This window comes from Rubellimicrobium roseum, from assembly GCF_006152145.1.
GTDB lineage: Bacteria > Pseudomonadota > Alphaproteobacteria > Rhodobacterales > Rhodobacteraceae > Rubellimicrobium > Rubellimicrobium roseum.
In genome coordinates this window covers 94,524-116,373 of sequence record NZ_VDFV01000009.1, presented here as the reverse complement: position 1 = coordinate 116,373, position 21,850 = coordinate 94,524, and the positions used below count along the sequence as shown (strand labels likewise).

At 72.0% G+C, this 21,850-nt stretch carries 16 protein-coding genes; 9 read left to right on the top strand and 7 right to left on the bottom strand.

The genetic code is table 11. From position 1 onward, the window contains the following. Positions 1 to 3 precede the first annotated feature (3 nt). The 4 genes from FHG71_RS09335 to FHG71_RS09320 all read right to left on the bottom strand — a co-directional run bounded on the left by FHG71_RS09335 (position 4) and on the right by FHG71_RS09320 (position 3,415). Positions 4 to 195: a DUF2160 family membrane protein gene (locus FHG71_RS09335; RefSeq protein ID WP_139081357.1), complete on the bottom strand. Its 192-nt coding sequence runs from the start codon at positions 193 to 195 to the stop codon at positions 4 to 6. Further along, positions 192 to 1,037, bottom strand: coding sequence for a carbohydrate ABC transporter permease (locus FHG71_RS09330; RefSeq protein ID WP_139081356.1), 846 nt, complete (start codon positions 1,035 to 1,037; stop codon positions 192 to 194). Before FHG71_RS09330 ends, FHG71_RS09335 begins: the two co-directional genes overlap by 4 nt. Next, positions 1,034 to 1,909, bottom strand: coding sequence for a carbohydrate ABC transporter permease (locus FHG71_RS09325; RefSeq protein ID WP_139081355.1), 876 nt, complete (start codon positions 1,907 to 1,909; stop codon positions 1,034 to 1,036). The genes FHG71_RS09330 and FHG71_RS09325 overlap by 4 nt, the downstream gene beginning before the upstream one ends. Before the next feature lie 84 nt (positions 1,910 to 1,993). Further along, positions 1,994 to 3,415 carry an extracellular solute-binding protein gene (locus tag FHG71_RS09320; protein WP_139081354.1) on the bottom strand — a complete coding sequence of 474 codons (1,422 nt, stop codon included), beginning with the start codon at positions 3,413 to 3,415 and terminating at the stop codon, positions 1,994 to 1,996. Between the two features lie 195 nt (positions 3,416 to 3,610). Here FHG71_RS09320 and FHG71_RS09315 point away from each other — a divergent pair, with 195 nt between their 5' ends. Then, positions 3,611 to 4,567: a sugar-binding transcriptional regulator gene (locus tag FHG71_RS09315; RefSeq protein ID WP_139081353.1), complete on the top strand. Its 957-nt coding sequence runs from the start codon at positions 3,611 to 3,613 to the stop codon at positions 4,565 to 4,567. A 114-nt stretch (positions 4,568 to 4,681) separates the two neighbouring features. On the opposite strand, the gene FHG71_RS09310 is transcribed toward FHG71_RS09315, so the two are convergent. Then, positions 4,682 to 5,545 carry an urea carboxylase-associated family protein gene (locus FHG71_RS09310; protein WP_139081352.1) on the bottom strand — a complete coding sequence of 288 codons (864 nt, stop codon included), beginning with the start codon at positions 5,543 to 5,545 and terminating at the stop codon, positions 4,682 to 4,684. Between the two features lie 149 nt (positions 5,546 to 5,694). On the opposite strand from FHG71_RS09310, the gene FHG71_RS09305 reads away from it, so the two are divergent. After that, the gene (locus FHG71_RS09305) at positions 5,695 to 6,690 is read left to right on the top strand and encodes a serine hydrolase domain-containing protein (protein WP_139081351.1); all 996 of its coding nucleotides are present in this window, start codon (positions 5,695 to 5,697) and stop codon (positions 6,688 to 6,690) included. 141 nt (positions 6,691 to 6,831) lie between these two features. Continuing rightward, positions 6,832 to 7,806, top strand: coding sequence for an NAD-dependent epimerase/dehydratase family protein (locus FHG71_RS09300; protein WP_139081350.1), 975 nt, complete (start codon positions 6,832 to 6,834; stop codon positions 7,804 to 7,806). 85 nt (positions 7,807 to 7,891) lie between these two features. On the opposite strand, the gene FHG71_RS09295 is transcribed toward FHG71_RS09300, so the two are convergent. After that, positions 7,892 to 8,782, bottom strand: a complete 891-nt coding sequence (locus tag FHG71_RS09295) for a LysR family transcriptional regulator (protein WP_139081349.1) — start codon at positions 8,780 to 8,782, stop codon at positions 7,892 to 7,894. Between the two features lie 107 nt (positions 8,783 to 8,889). On the opposite strand from FHG71_RS09295, the gene FHG71_RS09290 reads away from it, so the two are divergent. Continuing rightward, positions 8,890 to 10,443: a proton-conducting transporter transmembrane domain-containing protein gene (locus tag FHG71_RS09290; protein ID WP_139081348.1), complete on the top strand. Its 1,554-nt coding sequence runs from the start codon at positions 8,890 to 8,892 to the stop codon at positions 10,441 to 10,443. Between the two features lie 6 nt (positions 10,444 to 10,449). After that, entirely contained in the window at positions 10,450 to 12,837 is a 2,388-nt protein-coding gene (locus tag FHG71_RS09285; RefSeq protein WP_139081347.1) for a YbcC family protein, read from the top strand. Here the strand turns inward: FHG71_RS09285 and FHG71_RS09280 are convergent. After that, positions 12,834 to 13,748: an NAD-dependent epimerase/dehydratase family protein gene (locus FHG71_RS09280; protein ID WP_139081346.1), complete on the bottom strand. Its 915-nt coding sequence runs from the start codon at positions 13,746 to 13,748 to the stop codon at positions 12,834 to 12,836. The genes FHG71_RS09285 and FHG71_RS09280 overlap by 4 nt on opposite strands. A gap of 222 nt (positions 13,749 to 13,970) precedes the next feature. On the opposite strand from FHG71_RS09280, the gene FHG71_RS23970 reads away from it, so the two are divergent. The 4 genes from FHG71_RS23970 to FHG71_RS09260 all read left to right on the top strand — a co-directional run bounded on the left by FHG71_RS23970 (position 13,971) and on the right by FHG71_RS09260 (position 21,848). After that, the gene (locus FHG71_RS23970) at positions 13,971 to 18,638 is read left to right on the top strand and encodes a PAS domain-containing protein (protein WP_218014067.1); all 4,668 of its coding nucleotides are present in this window, start codon (positions 13,971 to 13,973) and stop codon (positions 18,636 to 18,638) included. A gap of 99 nt (positions 18,639 to 18,737) precedes the next feature. After that, complete coding sequence (locus tag FHG71_RS09270; protein WP_139081344.1) at positions 18,738 to 20,000, top strand: extracellular solute-binding protein; 1,263 nt, start codon at positions 18,738 to 18,740, stop codon at positions 19,998 to 20,000. 19 nt (positions 20,001 to 20,019) lie between these two features. Then, positions 20,020 to 20,910: a carbohydrate ABC transporter permease gene (locus FHG71_RS09265; RefSeq protein WP_139081343.1), complete on the top strand. Its 891-nt coding sequence runs from the start codon at positions 20,020 to 20,022 to the stop codon at positions 20,908 to 20,910. Further along, positions 20,910 to 21,848 carry a carbohydrate ABC transporter permease gene (locus tag FHG71_RS09260; protein ID WP_139081342.1) on the top strand — a complete coding sequence of 313 codons (939 nt, stop codon included), beginning with the start codon at positions 20,910 to 20,912 and terminating at the stop codon, positions 21,846 to 21,848. The genes FHG71_RS09265 and FHG71_RS09260 overlap by 1 nt, the downstream gene beginning before the upstream one ends. Positions 21,849 to 21,850 lie beyond the last annotated feature (2 nt).

Genomic DNA, 21,850 nt, shown 5'->3' with positions numbered 1-21,850 from the left:
GGGCTATCCCTTTCTGACGATCAGCGCGCCCAGGGCGACGGACAGCGCCGTCGCGATCCACAGGGGCAGCGCGGGTTCGAGGAAGCGCATCCAGAGAAGATGGATGGCGACGAAGAGCACGACCGAGATGAAGACGCGGTCGAAGGTGTTGGTGCGGATGGGGAGGAAGCCCCGGCGGCCCGGCATGCTGGTCATCCCTTGACGGCTCCGAAGGTGAGGCCCGCGACGATGTGCTTCTGCACGAGCGCCAGCACCAGCGCGGCGGGAAGGAGGGTGAGCATCGCCACGGCGGCCATCTGGCCCCAGTTGGTCCCCGTCACGGTGACGAACTCCGCGAGCCCCGTGGTGATCGTGCGGGCGTTGACCGATGTCAGGGTCGAGGCGAAGAGGTATTCGTTCCAAGCGAAGACCCAGGTCAGGATGCCCGTCACCGCGATGCCGGGGCCGGCGAGCGGGATGATGATCGTGCGCAGCACCTGCCAGGTCGAGGCGCCGTCCACGTAGGCGGCCTCGTCCAGTTCGGCCGGGATGCCGTCGATGATGCCCTGGAGGAGCCAGAAGGCGAAGGGCAGGTTCAGCACGCAGTAGAGGAGGATGAGGCCGATCCGCGTGTCGAAGAGCGACCATTCGCCCGCCTGGAAGACCCCCGTGTAGAGGAGGTAGAGCGGCAGGAGGAAGGCCGCGGGCGGGGCCATGCGGTTCGTGAGGACCCAGAAGAAGATGTTGTCCTTGCCCTTCATCCGGTAGCGCGACATCGCATAGGCAGCGAGCAGCCCCAGCGCGCAGACCAGCGCCGCGTTCGCCGTCGAGACGATCAGCGAGTTCAGCATGTATTTCTGGAAGGACGGGTTCGTGATGACCGAGGCGTAGTTGTCCCAGGTCATGCTCGACACATCGAGCAGGAAGCTCGGCTTTCCGAAGAGGTCGGCCCGCTGCTTCACCGAGACGAGGAACATCCACCAGATCGGCAGGAGCGTCAGCAGCGAGAGCAGGATCCAGATGGCGAAGGTGGTCCAGCGTTGGCCGGGACGGGTCATGACGCGCGGTCCTTGCGGGCGGTCATCGCGGCATACAGAAGCCAGCAGATGACGATGGTCATATACAACGTGAGGAGCGACATGGCCGAGCCGTAGCCGTAGTCGGTCTTGGGGAAGACGATCTTCCAGATATGCAGGCCGATGAAGCGCGTCTCGGCGCCGGGGCCGCCCTGGGTCAGCATCCAGACCTCGTCCACCACGCGCAGCGCGTCCATGATGCGGATGAAGATCGTGGTCAGCAGCACGGGCTTCATCGCAGGCAGGACGATGTCGCGGAAGATCTGCCACTCCTGGGCGCCGTCGATGCGCGCCTGCTCGACCGGCTCCTGCGGCAGGTTCGACAGGCCCGCGAGGATGGTCAGCGTCACGAAGGGCGTCCAGTGCCAGATGTCCATGACGACGACGCTGGCGAAGGCCTGGTCGGGGAACATCGACAGGCGGTAGTCGATGCCGAACCAGTCCTTGAGGTAGTAGGGGATGGGGCCGAGGCCCGGCACCGTCATCAGCCGCCAGGTGGCGCCCACGGCGATGGGGGCGATCATCAGGGGCAGCGTGTGGACGGCGCGGAAGACCTTCTTGAAGGGGAAGTCCCGCATCATCAGCCGCGCGAGCGCGAAGCCCAGGATGACCTGGCTTGCGACCACCCAGAGGGTGAAGAGAAGCGTGAGCCAGATGGACTTGAGGAACTCGGCGTCGTGGACGAGGCGGCGGAAGTTGTTGGCGGCGGCCCAGCGCGGCTCGGGGTTCACCGCGAAGAGGTTCCAGTCGAAGAACGAGATGGCCAGCACGTAAAGGAAGGGCAGCACGCCGGTGAGGACGAGCACGGCGATGGTGGGTGCGAGCAGCAGCCAGCCTGTGGTCGAGGAACGCATGGGGGAGTCCCGGAGAGCGGGCGCGGGGGATGGGGCCCCCGCGCGAAGGGTGGGACCGGGGCGCGGGCGCCCCGGTCAGGAACCTCAGTTGGCCGTGTAGCCCAGGTTCTTCAGCTCGGCCTCGGTGGCGGCGGCCATCTGGTCGAGCGCCTCCTGCGGGGTGAGGTTGCCGATGATGGCCTCGTAGATGAACGGGGCCGAGACCTCGCGCACCTGGTTGTGGAACGGATAGGGAGGCGCGCCGGCGAAGAGCGCGCCGCTGTCCTTCATCAGCGTGAAGTAGCTGTCGGTCTTGGCGTCGATCTCCTGCACCTTCGGGTCCTCGTAGGTGCTGTTCAGGACGATCCGCCCCCCGGCCTCGGCCCAGCCGGCCTGGAGCTCGGGCTGGGCGATGTACTGCATGAACAGCAGCGCCGCCTCCTTGTTGGCCGAGGAATGCGGGATGCCGAAGGCGCCGCCATCGTAGTAGCCGATGTAGCCCTCGCCGGACTGGGCCGCCTCCATCACGCCTTCGGCGGTGGGGGGCAGGGCCACGCCCACGTTGCCCACAACCGAGGACTTCTCGGCGTTGGTGGCGATCCAGGTGGCGTTCTCGCCGTAGACGAGGCCCTGCGCGGCGCGGCCGGCGGCGAAGGAGGAGGCCACCTCGTCCCAAGTCGAGGCGGTCGCCTCGGGGGGCGCGTATTGCAGCAGGCCCAGCCAGAAGGTCAGCGCCTCGACGGCCTCGGGCGAGTTCATGCGGCCGCCGTTCGCGACGGAGGCGGTCCAGGTCTCCTGGTTGATGCCCCAGTCATAGACGCCGTAGAGCGGCGCGACCGATTCCCAGAACTCGTAGAAGGACGCCGGGTGGCCCGAGGCGGCCTGCACGGTGGTGCCGTAGAGCTCCTGCCCGGTCTCCTGGCCGTAGGCGGTGAAGAACTCGGCGATGTCGCGCCACTGCTGGAACGTGGTCGCGGGGGCGAGATCGTAGCCGTACTTCTCCTGGAAGGAGGCCTGGATCTCGGGGTTCTCGAACAGGTCCTTGCGGTAGAGGTAGACCTTGATGAAGGCCTCCATCGGCACGCCGAAGACGTGGTCGTTCTTGTTGGGGTCCTTGAAGTAGTCGATGAAGGTCGTGAAGTTGGCCCAGTCGAAGGCCGGGTTCACGAGGGCGGGGTTGTCCGCCATCATCTGGGTCATGTCCACGAGGAAGTCGCGCGACAGGTACGAGTAGATCGCGTCCTGCTCGATGTAGACGAAGTCGTAGATGCCGGAGCCGGCCTCCATGTCCTTGATGGCCTTGTCGTACATCTGGTCCCAGGAGGTCGTCTCGAACTCGACCTGGATGCCGGTGGCCTCGGTGAACTGGGGCGCGAGCACGTCGCGGACGTAGTTGGACGGGGGCGTGCTTTCCGAGACGCCGCGGATGGTGACGCCCTGGTAGGGCGCGGCGGCGTCCGACCAGAAGTCGGCCATCGCGGGCGAGGCGATGGCCAGGGCCACGAGCGAGGTGGCGAGATGACGCATGAACACTGTTTGTCCTCCCTGCCGGTGTCCGCGTGGCGCGTCCCGGCCTGTTGATCCCTTGGCCCCCCGCCGGTCCGGGCTGCGGAACCGGGGCGGGACAGACGTTACGTTACGCAGGACGAAAAAGTTGTAAAGGAAAAAATACACTTGTATCGCTAACAGGTGGGATCGGGCGCAGGCGACAGAGGACGTGGCGTGGCATCGGGAATCGTTTCGGAGGACAGCGAGGAGTTCCTCGTTCAGCTCGCCTGGCTCTACTTCGTGGACGGGATGACCCAGTCCGAGATCGCCGAGCGGCTGGGCGTCACGCGGCTGCGGGTGAACAGGGGCATCGGGCTGGCGCGGGCGCGGGGCCTGGTCCGCGTCGAGATGGCGAGCCCTTTCGCGGCGGCGCTGGACCTTCAGGCGCGGCTCGTGGAGCGTTTCGGACTGCGCTTCGCGCGGGTGGGACTGGCGGACCGGGGGGCCGACGACGGGCATCAGGCGGTCGGGGCGGCGCTGGCCTATTTCCTGGAGGAAGGGCTGGCCCGCAACGCCTGGGGAAGCATCGGCGTGTCCTGGGGCCTGACCATCGAGAACGCCATCCGGGCGCTGAAGCCCCGCAGCCTGCCGGAGCTGGAGGTGGTGAGCCTCATCGGGGGCACGGTGTCGGGGCTGCGCTTCAACACCTTCGGCGTGGCGGCGAACCTTGCGCAGCGGCTGGGGGCGCGCCATTCGGTGCTGCCCGCGCCCATCTACTTCGAGACGCAGGCGATGGCCGAGGCGGTCATGGCGAGCCGCCCCTTCCACGAGCAGATCCGCAAGGCCGAGGAGGCGGACCTCGCGATCCTGGTGACGGGGGACCTGTCCGACCGGTCGTTCCTCGTGCGGGACGGATTGCCCGCCGACGTCACCGCCGAGGACCTGGCGCGGGCGGGCGCGGTGGGGGACCTGCTGGGGCAGTTCCTCGATGCCGAGGGGCGGCCCATCGATCATCCGATCAACCGCCGCGTCGTGGGCGTGCCGGTGGCGCGGCTCCCCGCGATGCGCGAGGTCGTGCTGGCCGCCGCCGGGCCCCACAAGGTGCCGGTGATCCGCGCGCAGCTTGGCGCGGGTCTGGCGCATGGGCTCATCACCGACGACGTGACGGCCGAGCTGCTGCTGGCGGCCTGAGCGGGCCATGGGGTGCTCCCTGTTCGCGGGGCCGGACGTCGGCCTCCTGCGATCAGGGTGGCGGAGAAAGGTTAAGCGTTCCTTCCACCACCGCGCGGTGGGTCTAACGGAAGGTTAAAGCCCGTGACTGCGGTCGTAGCCGTTGCGCGGCGCGGGCGACCAGCCGGCGGGCGGGGCCTGGGGCGCGAAGACTTCGACGAGGAGCGGGAAGCAGCGGGCGGCGTCGGACGAATGCTCGGAGGAGCAGTCGCCGCCGGGGCAGGCGGAGAGCGCGCCCAAGAGGTCGGTCTCGGCGAAGAGTTCGAGGAAGTCGCCGGGGCGGACGGGCGAGGCCTTCATGAAGTACTGGCCCGTGTCCCGCAGGAAGCCCGTGCACATGAAGACGTTGAGCACGTCGTGGACGTGCCTCTCGGCCTCGTGGAGCGGCAGGCCCGTCCGGTCCGCGAGCGCGCGGGTGAGGTTCGAGTGGCAGCAGTGGTGGTACTGGCCGCCCTGGCTGAGGAGGTTGTGCGTGTAGGGGTCGCAGCGGGTGCCGATCACGTCGTGGACGCCGCCCCCGTGGTCGTCGAATCCGTACCAGTCGAGCGTGTCGGCGGTGATCGTGGCGAGGGGGCGCAGGAAGGGCAGGCTGGACCAGAGCCGGTCGCCGGTCGAGAGGTGCGTGCCGTGGAGCGCCCGCGTCTTGCCCGAGAAGAACCGCTCGGACAGGTCCTGCGCGGACCAGAGGTTGAGGTCGCCCACCTGCGGCCCCTCGACGGAGGTGATCCGGACGAAGTGACCGGCGGGAACGTCGAAGCAGCGGGCGTCGCGCGGGGGGACGAGGGTCTCGGAGACCTTGCGCCAGCCGTCGCGGGCCGCGCGGAGGGCAACGAGGTCGGGATGCGGCAGACCCTCGACGGGGTAGCAGACCACCGGGGGGATGGCGGCGCGGGCCGGGGCGTCGGCGGGGGCGGGATGCTCGGGATGGGCGGGCTTCACGGGGCGCGGGTCCTTCGGGCAGGGGTGGCGAAAGCCTAAAGGGCTGCGCGGCGGCGTCGAGCGTTCGCGCGCCCCTCGCCATTCCTTGACTGGACAGGCGCGGCGCGGCGGCCACCCTAGGGCGCGACAGGTTCCCCGAGGAGACGCCCATGCCGCATCCGACCCGCCGCCTCGTCCTGGCCGGCCTTGCCGCCGGTCTTGCCGCGCCCGCCTTCGCGCAGGGCGACCCCTGGGCCGGCGCGGTGGAGGCCGCGCGGGGGCTCGGGCAGCTCCACAGCCTGCTGATCGCGCAAGGTGGCGAGGTGAGGGTGGCCGAGGCGTTCCGGGGGCCGGGGCTGGAGGCGCCCGCCAACGTCAAGTCGGTGTCCAAGTCCATCGTGGCGCTGGTGCTGGGCGGGGCCATCGACCGGGGCGTGGTGCCGGGAGTGGGCGCGACGCTGGGCGAGGTCGCGCCGGGGATCATTCCCGAGGGCGCGGACCGGCGCGTGTCGGGGATCACGCTGGAGAATCTGGTCACGCTGCGGGCGGGGCTGGAGCGGACCTCGGGGCCCAGCTACGGCGAATGGGTGTCGTCGGGCAACTGGGTGGCGAACCAGCTCTCGCGGCCCTTCGTGGCCGAGCCGGGCGGGCGGATGCTGTATTCGACGGGGAGCTTCCATGTCCTGGGCGCGGCGCTGGCCGAGGCCTCGGGCGAGAGCCTCCTGTCCATGACGCGGGACTGGCTGGGCGAGCCGCTGGGCATCGAGGTCGCGCCATGGACGCGCGACCCGCAGGGCTACTACCTGGGCGGCAACGAGATGGCGCTGACGCCGCGGGCGATGCTGCGGATCGGCGAGATGGTGCGGCAGGGGGGAGCCTGGGAAGGCGAGCAGGTGCTGTCGCGGGACTGGATCGAGGCGAGCCTGCGACCCGTGACGCGCTCGCCCTTCTCGGGGCTCGACTACGGCTATGGGTGGTTCCTGGGGCGGGCGCCGCGCGGGACGGTGGCGCTGGCGCGGGGCTATGGCGGGCAGGTGATCGCGGTGGCGCCGGAGATGGGGATCACGGCCGTCATCACCTCGGACCCGACCCAGCCCGCGCGCAGCGAAGGCTATTTCGGCGACCTCCTGCGGCTTCTGGACCGCGAGGTGCTGGCGCGGGCCTGAGGGGCGCGGAGGCCACGGCGCGGGGCCGGCGGGCGCCAGCGTCCTTGACAGGCGGGGGGACGGGCGCAAAGGGCAGGGACGACCTGTCCGCTGGAGCCCGCCCATGCCCACCGCCCTTCGCGACCCCGACCGGGTGCGGCCGTGACGACGCTGGTGACCGGCGCGGCCGGGTTCATCGGTTTCCATGTGGCGAAGGCGCTGTTGGCGCGGGGCGAGCGGGTGCTGGGGATCGACAGCCTCGACGCCTACTACGACCCCCGGCTCAAGCATGACCGGCTGGCGGCGCTGGCGCATCCCGGATTCGCCTTCGCGCAGGTGGACATCGCCGACGCGGGCGCGCTGGGCGCGGCGCTGGAGGGGCAGGGGCTGCGGCGGATCATCCATCTCGCGGCGCAGGCGGGGGTGCGGCATTCCATTGAGAATCCGCAGGCCTATGTCGCCTCGAACCTCGTGGGGCATCTCAACATGCTGGAGGTCGCGCGGCGGGCCGAGCGGCTGGAGGGGATGGTCTATGCCTCGTCCAGCTCGGTCTATGGCGGGCAGTCCAAGCTCCCCTTCACGGAAGGCGACCCGGTCGATCAGCCCGTGTCGCTTTATGCGGCGACCAAGAAGGCGGACGAGCTGATGAGCCACGCCTATGCCCACCTTTACGGCATCCCGCTGACCGGCCTGCGCTTCTTCACCGTCTACGGGCCCTGGGGGCGCCCCGACATGGCGGTCTGGGCCTTCACCGAGGCGATCCTGCAGGGGCGGCCGATCCCCGTCTTCAACCGTGGGGCCATGTCGCGGGACTTCACCTACGTGGACGACATCGTGGCGGGGGTGCTGGCCGTGTCGGACTCGCCGCCCCCGGCGGGGACGGGCGACGCGCCGCACCGGATCTACAACCTGGGCAACAACCGGGCCGAGCCGCTCCTGCGGCTGATCGACGTGCTGGAGGAGGCGCTGGGGCGCAAGGCGGAGCGGGAGCTGCTGCCCATGCAGCCCGGCGACGTGCCCGCGACCTACGCCGACATCTCGGCCATCCGGCGCGACCACGGCTTCGAGCCCACGACGCCCATCGAGGTGGGCCTGCGGCGCTGGGTCGAGTGGTACCGGGGCTACAAGGGCGTCTAGGGGCATGGCGGGTCCTTTCGGGGCCAGCCTGCCCATGAGGGGTTAACGAGTCCTTCGACCACCGCGCGGTGGGGTTTCGGAGAGGTTAACCGAGTTGGAGCCCCTCGGCGCGCAGGAGAAGCTCGCGCAGGAGCGGGTTGGGGAACTTGCGCTCCACGGTGACGGCGACGAAGGTTTCCTGGATGCCGGGCAGGCGCGCGGCCTCCAGCAGGAGGTGCGCGGCCAGCTCGTCCTTGACCACGATGGGCGGCAGCACGGCGAGGCCCACGCCTTCGCGCGCCAGAAGGCGCATCAGGGCCATGTCGTCCACCTCGGCCGCGATCTGCGGGCTGAGGCCCAGCCGGTCCACCAGCGCGTCGAAGTCGGTGCGGATGGTGCTGTCGGTCGTGGGCAGGATCATTGGCCGCGTGGCCAGCAGGGCTTCCAGCGCCAGTCCTTCGCCGGCCAGCGCGGGCGTGCCCACGAGCGAGACGCGCTGCTCGGCCAAGCGGTGCGAGACATAGGGCGTCGTCGCGTCGCGCTGGGGCGCGCGTTCGAGCACCGCGAGGTCGAGCGCCAGGGTGGAGAGGCCGCGCAGCAGCTCGGCCTCGCTCCCTGAGCGGAGGATCACCTCGACGTCGGCCCGGCCCAGGATGGGGCGCAGGAAGCCCAGGAGGAAGTTGCGCGACAGCGTGGCCAGCGCGCCCACGCGGATCGCCTCGCGCGCGCGGCCCGATTCGCCCAAGCTGGCCAGGAGGTCGCGGCCCGTGGCGAAGATCGCGTCGGCGTGGTCGAGCGCGATGCGGCCCGCCTCGGTCAGGTGCAGCCCCCGGCCGCGCCGCTCGAAGAGCGCGTGGCCCAGCGACTCCTCCAGCTTGCGGATCTGCACGGACAGGGCGGACTGCGACAGGTGCAGACGCTCGGCGGTGCGGGTGAGGTTCCCGTCATGGGCCACTGCCCAGAAGTAGCGCAGGTGCAGGTAGTTCAGATCCGGCATGATCGTTCCATTTGATCGAACGTTTCGGGGCAAACATTGTATTTTTCTTCTCTGCTGGCAAGCCGTAGCTGACTGAACGTCATTCACCGCCCGAGGAGGCGTTCCCCGTGCCCGGCCTGATCCCGTTGCTGGCTCCCCTGATCCTGATCGCCGCCGCGGCGGTTGCCTTCCGCGGCCCCGGCCTGCGTCCGCGACGGAGCCTGCGGCTGGACGAGGGGGCGGCGCTGGGGGCCGTCCTCGTCGCGCTCCTGTCGCTGGGGCTGCTGGTCGCGGGCGGGCCCGTCACGGCGACCGTGGTGCCGGGGCTCCTCGCGCCGCGGCTCGATGCGGTGAGCGTGACGATGCTGCTGCTGGTGAGCGGGATCGGCTGGGTCGTCCTGCGCTACAGCGCCACCTACCTCGACGGAGAGGCGCGGCAGGGAGCCTTCACCGGCTGGATGGCCCTGACGCTGGCCGCGGTGATGCTGCTGGTGACGGCGGGGACGCTGGGGCAGCTCGTGGCGGCCTGGGTGGCGACCTCGCTGGCGCTGCACCAGCTCCTGTTGTTCTACCCTGGCCGGGTCGCGGCGCAGCGGGCGGCGCGGAAGAAATGGGTCACGGCGCGGGCGGGGGACGCCATGCTGGCCGTGGCGGCGGGGCTGCTCCTGTGGGCCTACGGCACCGCCGACATCGCGGCCATGGGCGCGGCGGCGCGCGACGGGCTGGCTCCGGCCTCCGCGCTCTGGGCGGCGGGGTTCCTGGCGCTGGCGGCGCTGCTGAAGTCGGCGCAGTTCCCCACGCATGGCTGGCTGACCGAGGTCATGGAAGCGCCCACGCCGGTCTCGGCGCTGCTGCACGCGGGCGTCATCAACGCCGGGGGCTTCCTGCTGATCCGCTTCGCGGACGTGATGGGGCTCGCGCCCGGCGTGATGGCGGGGCTGGTCATGGTCGGGGGCTTCACGGCGATCTTCGGGGGCCTCGTCATGCTGACCCAGAGCGCGGTGAAGACCTCGCTCGCCTGGTCCACGGTGGGGCAGATGGGCTTCATGATCCTGCAATGCGGGCTGGGGCTCTGGCCGCTGGCGCTGCTGCACATCGTGGCGCATTCGCTCTACAAGGCGCATGCCTTCCTGGCCTCGGGGGGCGCGGTGGAGGTCGTGGCGGCGATCCGGCGGCCGGGCCCGGTGGCGGTGCCCGACGCGCGGGCGGTGGGCCGGGCCTTCCTGGCGGCGCTGGGGATCTACGCGGCGGTGGGGCTGGCCTTCGGCTTCGCCGACAAGAGCCCGCAGGCGATGGCGCTGGGCGCGATCCTGATCTTCGGCGTGGCCTACCTGATCGCGCAGGGCCTGGCCGACGCCGCGCCGCGGGCGCTGACGCGGCGCACGGCGCTTGCCTCGGTGGCGACGGCGGTGGGCTACTTCGCGCTCCAGAAGGGCGCGGAATGGACCATGGCGGGCACGCTGCCCCCCACACCCGCGCCGGGGCCGCTCGAATGGACGCTGATGGTGCTGGCGGTGCTGAGCTTCGGCGCGGTGGCCTGGGCGCAGGCGACCTTCCCGCTCTGGTCCGGGCATCCGGCGGCGGCGGGTCTGCGGGTGCACCTGTCGAACGGACTTTACGTGAACGCGGTCTGGGACCGCCTGCTGCGGGCCCATGCGCGCCCGGCCTTTCCTGCGGAGTGAGCTGACATGAACGCCATCGCCGACCTTCGCACGGGCTCGCTCGCACGGGCCATCGACGCCGCGCAGCGGGCCGTGCCGCCCCTGTTCCCGCTGTCGGCCACCGTCGCCGTGAACCCCTTCCTGGGGCAGGCGGCAGAGCCTTTGTGGACCACCGCCGCGCGGATGGCGCGGGTGGGCGGGATCGCCGTGACCATGCCGCGGGCCTGGTACGCCGAGCGCATCGCCGACGGACGGATCACCGACGAGGACCTGTCGGGCGCGCTGGCCGGGGCGCCCGAGGGGCTGGGGCCCGAGTCGCTGGCCACGCTCAGGGCGGCCGTGGGGCGGCCCGCGCCCGCGCCCCGCGCCGTGCCGACTGTGGCCGATCTGGTGGCCGAGGCCACGGGGACCGACTGGCCGGGCATCGTCGCCGAGCGGATCGGCGCCTGGGCGGCGGGCTGGTTCGACGAGGGGCAGGCTCTTTGGGCCGCGCCGCGGGGCCGGGGGGCCTATGCGGCCTGGCGGGCGGTGGCGATCCGGGACCTGACGCCCGAGATCCTGGGGCTGTCGGGCTTCGCCGCCCATGTCGCGGCCGCGCCCGAGACCGCGCGCGAGGCGCTGGCGCAGGCCGTGGACCGGCTGGGGCTGCCGCCCGCGTCGCTGCCCACCTATTTCCATTCGCTTTTGGTGTCGCTCGGCGGCTGGGCGATGGCCGGGCGCACGCGGCTCTGGCAGGCGGAGCTGGGGGGCGGAACGGACGACACGCTGGAAGGGCTGCTGGCCATCCGGCTCGTGTGGGAGGACGCGCTGCGGACCTTGGGCGGCGCGCGCGTCGCCGACGGCTGGGCGGCGGCGCGGGCGGCCCATGCCGAGCCGGTCCTGCCCACGGCGGACCAGATGACCGACGCGCTCCTGCAGGAGGCCGCCGAGCGGGCGGCGCAGCGCGAGCTTGCCACGACGCTGGTCGCGCCCGCGTCCCGAGCGCCCGAGGGGCGGCCCGCGATGCAGGCGGCCTTCTGCATCGACGTGCGCTCCGAGGTGATCCGGCGGGCGCTGGAGGGGCTTGATCCCGGCATCGGCACGATGGGCTTCGCGGGCTTCTTCGGGCTGGGCGCGGCGCATCGGCGCTTCGCCTCGGACGTGGTGGAGCACCGGCTGCCGGTGCTCCTGACCCCCGCCCTGCGGAGCCGGGCCAAGGGTGCGCCCGGCGAGGACCGGGCGGCGCGGGTCAAGGCGCGGGCCGGGCGGGCCTGGGGGCGGTTCAAGCTGGCCGCCGTGTCCTCCTTCGCCTTCGTCGAGGCGACGGGGCCGGTCTATGCGGGCAAGCTCCTGCGCGATTCGCTGGGGCTGAAGGCGGGGGACCGGGACCACGACCCCGCACCCGTGCTGGACACGGTGCTGGACCTGCCCGCGCGGGTCAACGCCGCCGAGGCGGTGCTGCGGGCCATGTCGCTCACGCAGGGCTTCGCGCGGCTCGTGCTGCTGGTCGGGCACGGGGCGGGCGTCACCAACAACCCGCATGCGAGCGCGCTCCAGTGCGGGGCCTGCGGTGGCCATTCGGGCGAGGTCAACGCGCGGCTCCTGGCCCAGCTCCTCAACGACCCGGACGTGCGGACGGGGCTGGTGCCGCGCGGGATCGCGGTGCCGGGCGACACGCTGTTCGTGGCGGGCCTGCACGACACCACGGCGGACGCCGTGACGCTGTTCGAGGCGGACGCGCCCGCGGGCGGGCACGAGGCGGACGTGGAGCGGGCGCGGGGATGGCTGGCGCAGGCCGGGCGGCTGGCGCGGGCCGAGCGGGCGCTGCGGTTGCCGCGCGCGGCGGAAGGGACGATCGCGCGGCGGAGCCGCGACTGGGCCGAGACGCGGCCCGAATGGGCGCTGGCGGGCTGCAAGGCCTTCATCGCGGCCCCGCGGGCGCGCACGCGGGGCAAGGGGCTGGGCGGCCGGGCCTTCCTGCACGACTACGCCTGGCGCGAGGACCGCGAGTTCAAGACGCTGGAGCTGATCCTGACGGCCCCCGTCGTGGTGGCGAGCTGGATCGGGCTGCAATATTACGGTTCGGTCGTCGCCCCCGAGACCTTCGGCGCGGGCAACAAGCTGCTGCACAACGTCACGGGCGGCATCGGTGTGGTCGAGGGCAACGGCGGGACCCTGCGCCCCGGCCTGCCCTGGCAGTCGGTCCACGACGGCGAACGGCTGGTCCACGAGCCCCTGCGGCTGTCGGTCTGCGTCGAAGCCCCGCGCGAGGCGATGACCGAGATCCTGGCGCGCCACGACGGCGTGCGGGCGCTTTTCGACAACCGCTGGCTGCATCTCTTTGCGCTGGACCCCAGCGGGCGCATGGCCTGGCGCTATGCCGGCGGCCTGCGCTGGGAAGGGGAGGCGACGCGCGCCCTCGCGCTCGCGGGCTAGAGGAGGCGCGCGAGCCCCGTCTCGACGGTGGTGGCGGCGCGGAGGCCCAGGCTGGCCTCCATCCGCGCCGCCGACCCCCGCGAATGGCGGATGTCGCCGGGCCGGGCGGGGCCGTGCCGGATGGGCGTGGGCGCGCCGCCGCCCAGACGGTCCAGCGTCGCCGCCAAATCGAGAAGGCTGATCGAGCGCCCCGTGCAGACGTTGCAGAGCAGCGCCCGGGGCTTTTCCGCCAGCCGGTCCTGCGCGGCCAGCAGCGCGCGCACCACGTCGCCCACCTCGACGAAATCGCGCGTCTGGAGGCCGTCGCCGTGGAGGACATGGGGCCGGCCCGCGCGCCGGTTGTCGAGGAAGCGGGCGATCACCCCGGCATAGGGGGAGTGCGGGTCCTGCCCCGGCCCGTAGACGTTGAAAAGCCGGAGCGCGGCCGTGGGCAGGCCGTGGAGCCCGTGCAGGATGCGGGCGTGGTGCTCGCAGCCCAGCTTGTCCGCGCCGTAGGGCGAGATGGGCGCGGGCGCCATGTCCTCGGCGCAGGTCCGCTCGCCCGCGTCGCCGTAGACGGCGGCCGAGGAGGGAAAGACCACCGGCAGGTTGCCCGCCCGCCGGGCGGCGTCGAGCACGGTGAGCGTGCCCGCGAGGTTGACGCGGTGGGCGCCCAGGAGGTCCTGCGCGCAGCGCTCGACCGAGACGATGGCGGCGAGGTGGAAGACCCCGCGCGCCCCCCGGAGGCACCCGGCCACCAGCGCGGCGTCCTGCACGTCGCCCGTCACGAGCCGCGCCTCCGCGGGCAGCCGCTCGGCCCGCCCCGCCGACAGGTCGTCGAGCACGACGACCCCGTCGCCCCGCCCGAGCAGAGCCTGGACGAGGTGATGCCCGATGAACCCCGCGCCGCCTGTCACGAGCCAGTGGCCCATCCGCTCCCGCGCCCCCTCCCGGCCTGACGGCGCCCCCTCTGGAGCCTGGGACGGTCGGGGTCAAGCCTCGGGGCGACGCCGGAACGTCGCGGAGACGTTGATGCGGGCCCGCCGGCGCATTAGAGCCTTGGGGGACCTATCCCGGGTCCCATGAACGGAGAGGCCCGCCATGTCGCGTCCGCGCCGTCCCCAGTTCCCCGTCGCGCGCCGCCGGAGCCGCTGATGGAGCGCATCCTTCCGCCCCGGCCCGATCGCGCGGACAGCCCCGTCCAGGCGCTGATCCGGGCGCATGACTGGGCGGCGACGCCCCTGGGACCGGCGTCGGGCTGGCCGCAGCCCCTGCGCACGCTCCTGGGCGTCATGCTGGGGGCGAGCCAGCCCATGTTCGTGGCCTGGGGCCCCGGGCGGACGCTTCTCTACAATGACGCCTATGCGGCGGTGCTGGCGGGCAAGCATCCGGCCGCGCTGGGGCGCGACTTCCTGGAGGTCTGGCACGAGATCCGGGACGACCTGCGGCCCATCGTGGAGCGGGCGCTGGATGGCGAGCCCGTGCAGATGGACGACATCACGCTGATGATGGAGCGGCGGGGCTACCCGGAGGAGACGCACTTCGCCTTCTCCTACACGCCCGTGCGCGACGAGTCGGGGGCCGTCGCCGGCTTCTTCTGCGCCTGCCAGGAGACCACGGGCCATGTCCTGACCGAGCGGCGGCTGCGCGAGAGCGAGGCGCGCGCCCGCGAGGAGGCCGAGCGGGTGCGGCTCGCGCTCGACGCGGGCGCGATCCTGGGCACCTGGAACTGGGATCTGGTGACCGGCCGCTTCACCGCCGACGAACGCTTCGCCGTGGCCTTCGGGCTCGACCCAGAGGACTGCCGGCGCGGCCTGCGCATCGATCAGGTGGTGGAGACCGTCCATCCCGAGGATCTCGACCGGCTGAACGCCACCATGGACGAGGCCATCGCGCGGGGCGGGGCCTATGCCCACCAGTACCGCGTGCGGCGTCGGAACGGGCGCCACTACTGGATCGAGGCCAACGGGCGGGTGGACCTGGGCCCGGACGGCACGCCGCTGCGCTTTCCGGGCGTGCTTCTGGACATCGAGGCGCGGCGCGCGGCCGAGGCCGAGCGCGACCGGGCGACGCGGATGCTCGAAACCTTCGCCGAGGCGGTGCCGGGCGTGGTCTACGCCAAGGACCGCGAGGGGCGGATGCTGGTCGCCAACCGCGGCACGACCGAGCTGATCGGCAAGCCGCCCGAGCAGTACCTGGGCCGGACCGACGCCCAGTTCCTCAACGACCCCGATCAGGCGCGCGCCGTCATGGAGAACGACCGGCGCATCATGGAGACGGGCGTGGCCGAGCAGGTCGAGGAGGCCGTGAGCCGGCCCGACGGCACGCCCGCGGTCTGGTTCTCGACCAAGGCGCCCCTGCGGGACGCCAGGGGGGCGGTGGTGGGGCTCATCGGCGCCTCGATCGACATCACCGCGCGCAAGCGGACCGAGGCGGCGCTGCGCGAAAGCGAGGACAGCCTGCGCGAGGCGACGCGGCGGCTCGACGCCATCCTGAACAACACGCGCGAGGCGGTGTTCCTGATGGACGACCGGTACCGCTGCGTCTACGCCAACGCCGCCGCCGAGCGGCTGACCGGCCACCGCTTCGAGGCGCTGCGGGGCCGGCCGCTGCACGACGTGGTCCACCACACCCACCCCGACGGCCGTCCCTATCCGCTGGCGGACTGCCCCATCGGCTGCGCCTCGCTCGAGGGCCGGCGGGTGAGCGGCGAGGAGATCTTCGTGGCGCCCGACGGGTCCTTCTACCCGGTGGCCTACACCGCGAGCCCGGTGCTCGACGAGGAAGGCCGGGCGGTGGGCACCGTTCTGGAAGCCCGCGGCATCGCCGAGGAGAAGGCCGCCGAGGCCGAGCGGCAGCGCACGGCGCAGGCCTTGGCCGAGGCGATGGCCGACCTGGAGGCCACCTTCGACGCCGTGCCGGTCGCGGTCTGGATCGCGCGCGACCCCGAGGCGCGCCGCATCGACGGCAACCGCGCCGCGCGCGAGCTGCTGCGGGTGCGCGACGATGGCGCGAACCAGTCCAAGTCGGACCCCGAGGCCGCCCAGCGGCTGCGCCATTTCCGCCTGCTGGACACGGAGGGGCGGGAACTGGCGCCCGAGGACCTGCCCGTGCAGCGTGCGGCGCGGGGCGAGATCGTGCGCGAGTTCGAGGAGCGGATCGCCTTCGACGACGGCTCGGAGGTCGCCCTGGTCGGCAACGCCGTGCCGCTCCTCGGAGCGGACGGGCGGACGCGCGGGGCGGTCGCGGCCTTCGTCGACGTGACCGGGCGCCGCAAGGTCGAGGCGGCGCTGCGCGAGAGCGAAGAGCGCTTCCGCTTCGCGCTGGACGCGGCGGGCGGCATCGGCACCTGGGACTGGGACGTGGAGGGCGACCGCATCCACGCCAGCGAGCTTTTCGCGGAGATGTGCGGCGTCGATCCCGAGCGCGCCCGATCCGGGTTGCCGGTGGCCGAGTACCTGGCCGGCATCCATCCCGACGACCGCGCCGAGGTCCAGCGCCTGATCGGCGAGGCCGTGGCCGGCGGGGGCGAGTACCGGGCCGAGTACCGCATCCTGGGCCGCGACGGCGGCGTCCACTGGGTCATCGCGCGCGGGCGCTGCCTGCGGGACGCCGAGGGGCGGTCCCGGCGCTTTCCCGGCGTCGCCTTCGACATCACCGAGCGCAAGGCCGCCGAGGAGGAGCTGCGCGCGAGGACGGCCGAGCTCGAGTCGCTCCTGGTCTCGGCGCCGCTGGGCATCGCCTTCTTCGACCGCGAGCACCGCTGGCTGCGGATCAACGAGGAACTGGCCGCCATCAACGGCTTCTCGGTCGAGGGCCACATCGGACGGCGCCTCGAAGACCTCCTGCCGGTCAACGCCGCCATCGTGGCGCCGGTGCTCGACCAGGTCTTCGCCACGGGCGAGACGCTTCGCGGGATCGAGGTCAGCGGCGAGACGGCCGCCGCGCCCGGGCAGATCCGCCACTGGCTCGTGAGCTTCTACCCCGTGCGCGACGCGGCGGGCGCCGTGGCCTCGGTGGGCGTCTGGGTGGTGGACATCACCGCGCGCAAGGAGGCCGAGGCACGGGCGCAGGAGGAGTCGCGCCTTCTGGAGACGCTGAACCGCGCCGGCGCCACGCTGGCGGGCGAGCTCGACATCGACCGGCTGCTCCAGCGCCTGACGGACGCGGCGGTCGAGATCGTGGGCGCCCGCTTCGGCGCCTTCTTCCAGAACGTCCGCGACCCGGACGGCGAGCGGTTCCACCTTTACACCCTGTCGGGCGCGAACCCGTCCGACTTCGCAGGGCTGGGCGGAGTGCGGGCCACCGGCGTCTTCGCCCCGACCTTCAGCAACGAGGGCGTGGTCCGGTCGGACGACATCCTGCGCGACCCGCGCCACGGGCAGCTCGAGCCCCATCGCGGCATGCCGCCGGGCCACCTGCCGGTCCGCAGCTACATGGGCGTGCCGGTCGTGTCGCGGTCGGGCGAGGTCCTGGGCGGGCTCCTGTTCGGGCATCCCGATCCCGGGCGCTTCGACGAGAAGCACGAGCGGCTCGTCGTCGGGCTCGCGGCGCAGGCGGCCATCGCCATCGACAACGCCCGGCTGTTCCGCGAGGTGCAGGAGATCAACGACACGCTGGAGCGCCGCGTCGCGGACGCGCTGGCCGAGCGCGCGGCGATGGAGGAGCAGCTCCGCCAGAGCCAGAAGATGGAGGCCGTGGGCCAGCTCACCGGCGGGATCGCCCACGACTTCAACAACATGCTGGCGGCGGTCATCGGCTCGCTCGACCTTCTGCGCCGCCGCCTGGGCGACGCCGACGAGCGGTCGCGCCGCTACCTCGACGCGGCCGGCGAGGGCGCGCGGCGCGCGGCGCTGCTGACGCAGCGGCTCCTGGCCTTCTCGCGCCAGCAGCCGCTCCGGCCCGAGCCGGTGGATGTCAACCGGCTTGTGCTGGGGATGTCGGATCTGGTGCAGCGGTCGCTGGGGGCGGGGGTGCAGCTCGGGACGGTGCTGGCGGAGGGGCTCTGGACGGCCAGCGCCGACCCCAACCAGCTCGAGAACGTGATCCTGAACCTGGCGGTGAACGCGCGCGACGCCATGCCCGAGGGCGGCCATCTCACCATCGAGACCGCGAACGCCCATCTCGATTCGCGCTACGCCACCGAGCATTTTGGCCTGCCGGCCGGGCAGTACGTCCTGATCGCGGTCACCGACACCGGCACGGGGATGCCGCCCGAGGTGGTGGCCAAGGCCTTCGATCCCTTCTTCACCACCAAGCCCGTGGGGCAGGGGACGGGCCTGGGGCTGAGCCAGGTCTACGGCTTCGTCAAGCAGTCGGGCGGGCACGTGAAGATCTACTCCGAGCCCGGCCAGGGCACGACGGTCAAGGTCTACCTGCCCCGGCTCCTGGGCTCGGCCGCCGAGGCGGAGCCCGCTCCGGCCGCGCCGGACCTGCCCCGGGGCGAGGCGCGGGAGGTCGTGCTGGTGGTCGAGGACGAGCCCATCGTGCGGCAGTTCACCGTCGAGGCGCTGGGCGTCCTGGGCTACGGCGTGCTGGAGGCCGACGGGGCCGAGACGGCGCTGCGGCTCCTGGACGCCCATCCCGAGGTGGGGCTCCTGTTCACCGACATCGTCATGCCCGAGACCAACGGCCGCAAGCTCGCCGACGAGGTGCTGCGGAGACGTCCGGGGCTGCGGGTGCTGTTCACGACGGGCTACACGCGCGACGCGGTGGTGAACAACGGCGTGCTGGACCCGGGCGTGCACCTCCTGGGCAAGCCCTTCACCGTCGAGCAGCTCGCCGCCCGGCTGCGCGAGGTGCTGGACGCGCCGCCGGGCTGAAAGCGGAGCGGTCCGGTGGACATCGGGCCGCACCCTCCTAGCTGGTCACGCGGTCGGAGGCGGCTCGCTTGCCGCGGAGACGCAAGGAGGGGAAGACGCATGACGGGACGGGGAACCGGGCTCCTGGGGGCCTGCGCGGGACTCGCGATCATCGCGGGCGGGGCCTTCGCGCAGGAGGCGCGCACGATCACGGTGGCGACGCACTACTCGGCCGAGCAGATGGCGCCGCTCCTGGCCTGCTTCGACGCCTACGAGGCCGAGCATCCCGGCGTCACGGTCGAGCACCAGGAGACGGCCTACGGCGACTTCCTCCAGACCATCCTGACGAGCCGGGTGGGGGGGACTGCGCCCGACATCCTCAACGTCTACTCGGTCTGGGTGCCGCAGCTTGCGGGCGCGGGGGCGCTGGAGCCGCCGCCCGCCGAGATCGCGGAGTTCATCCAGTCCGGCTATTCGCCCGCCACCATCGGCGCGGCCACGGTGGACGGCCAGCTCTGGGGCATCCCGACCGAGCTGTCGATCTATGCGCTGGTCTACAACAAGGCCCTGCTGGAGCAGGCCGGCTACGCCGAGCCGCCCAGGACCTGGGCCGAGCTGCGCGAGATCGCGGAGAAGATCACCCGCACCAACGACCAGGGCAACATCGACGTGGGCGGCTATGCCTACGGCACCACGGTCGCGGAAGGGGTGCACCCCTTCTACGCCCAGATGTTCGCGGCGGGCGTGCCGCCCTTCAGCGAGGACGGGCGGTCCACGAACCTGACGTCGCCCGAGGCCATCCGCATCCTGGACGAGCAGGCGGCGCTGTTCCGGGACGGCGTGACCTCGAACGCGATCGCGGTGGACAACTTCGCCTCGGGCGCGGTGGCGATGCAGGTCAGCGCCAACTGGAACAAGTCCGGCTGGCAGGACGCCTTCGGCGACCAGTTCGAGAGCACCGTGGGCGTGGCACCCATCCCCACCGACGGGCCGGGGGGAACGATGCTCTACAGCTTCCTGTGGGCGGTGGATTCGACCTCGGACGTCAAGGAGGACGCCTGGGACCTCCTGCGCTACCTGAGCGAGCCGCGCGAGGCGGGCCTGAGCTGCACGGGCGAGGCGATGCAGGGCATGGGCGCCTTCGCGGGCGGCAACGCCGACCTCGCCGCGATGACCGAGGGGGCCGACGCCTTTGACCGGGCCTACATCGAGGAGGTGACCTCGGGCCGGGCGGTGACGCAGCCCAACGTCTGGCAGGCCTCGGAGGTGGACCGCATCCTGCGCGGCTACATCGACATGGCGTGGTCGGGCAGCATGACCGCCGAGGAGGCGCTGACGGCGGCCGACGCCGAGATCCAGGCCATCCTGGCCGAGCAGCCCTGACGGCGGGCGGCGACGGGCGGTGCGGCGGCTCCTGTCCTCCAAGGCGGCGGCGCCCTGGCTCTTCCTGGGGCCGGCGATCCTCTTCGCGCTGGTCTTCGTCCTGCTGCCCGTGGGCTTCGCGGCCTATATCAGCCTGACCGACTGGGACTCGCTCTCTCCGCCGCGCTGGGTGGGCCTGGGGAACTACCGGTATCTCCTGACCACCGACCCGGTCTTCCTGCGCACGCTCTGGCAGACGCTGCTGTTCGCGCTGGGCGCGCTGATCCTGGGCGTGCCGCTGGCGCTGGGGCTCGCCTTCGCCTTCAGCCGCTCGCGCCATCAGGCAGCCTGGCGCGTGGCCTACACGCTGCCGATGGTCACCAACATCGTGGCCATCGGCTTCATCTTCACCTTCGTCTTCCGCCAAACCGATGGGGCGCTGAACCGGCTGCTGGCGCTGTTCGGCCTGCCGGGGCCGGGCTGGCTCACCGATCCCTCGCTCACGCTCCTGTCGGCGACACTAGTCTTCGTCTGGATGGAGCTGGGGCGGAACATGCTGCTGTTCGCGGCGGGGCTCACCTCCATCGACGAGAGCTATTATGAGGCCGCGAAGCTCGATGGCGCGGGGACGTGGCAACTGTTCCGCTTCGTGACGCTGCCGCTCCTGCGGCCCACGATCCTGTTCGTGGTCCTCACCGGATTCATCTCGGGGATGAGCTACTTCACCCTGATGCTCGTGCTGTTTCCCGGCACGCAGGGGGGGCCGGGGCGGGCGGCGCTGACCACGGGGCAGTACATGTACCAGATGGCCTTCGAGGACCTGCGCATGGGCCGCGCCTCGGCCGTGAGCTACGTGCTCTTCGCGCTCGTGTTCGTGGCGACGCTGGTGCAGGTGCGCCTGCTGCGCCGGGGCGGGCTGGAGCAGACCTGATGGCCGAATCCTCGCTGCCCGCGGACCTGTCCGACAGCCCGGGCCTCGGGCGGCGCATCCTTCGCCTGCGGCGGCTCGCCTGGAGGCTCCTGCGCTGGGCGCTCCTTCTGATCGGGGCGGCCATCATGCTGCTGCCGTTCCTCGACATGGTGCTGGGGGCGCTGCGCACCCCGGCCGAGCGTCTGGCCCGGCCCCCCGTCTACTGGCCGCGCGACCCGCAATGGGGCAACTTCGTCCGGGTCTTCGACGAGCTGCCGCTCCTGCGCTGGACGTTGAACAGCCTCGGGGTCACGCTGGCGATCACGTTCCTCCAGTGCCTCACCTCGGCCATGGCGGGCTATGCGCTGGCGAAGTTCCCCTTCCGGGGGCGGCTCGCGATGTTCCGCTTCGCGGTGGGGGCGCAGATGTTCCCCTTCTTCATCTTCCTGATCCCCTGGTTCTTCATCCTGCGCTACTTCCCCCTCGTGGGCGGCAACGGCCTGGCGGGGCAGGGCGGAAGCGGCTTCCTGGGGACCTACGCCGCGCTGATCCTGCCCTTTGCCGTCTCGTGGTACGGCATCTTCCTGATGCGGCAGTTCTTCCTGGCGATCCCGGACGAGCTCCTGGACGCCGCGCGCATGGACGGGGCGGGGGAGTTCCTCATCTTCGGCCGCATCGCCCTGCCGCTCGTGGCCTCGGGGCTCGCGACGCTGGCCATCTTCGTCTTCCTTTATCACTGGAACGAGGTGCTCTGGACCATGACGGTCACGCGCACCGCGCCCGACCTCCAGACGCTTCCGGTGGGCATCTACCTGCTGCGCGGGGCTTTCGAGGAGGAGGCCACGAAATCGTTACAGCAGGCGGCCATCTGCGTCTCAGTTTTGCCCGTCTTGGTCGTCTTTGTGGCCCTGCAACGATACTACGCCGCGAGCGTGACCTCGGGCAGCGTCAAGGGCTGAAG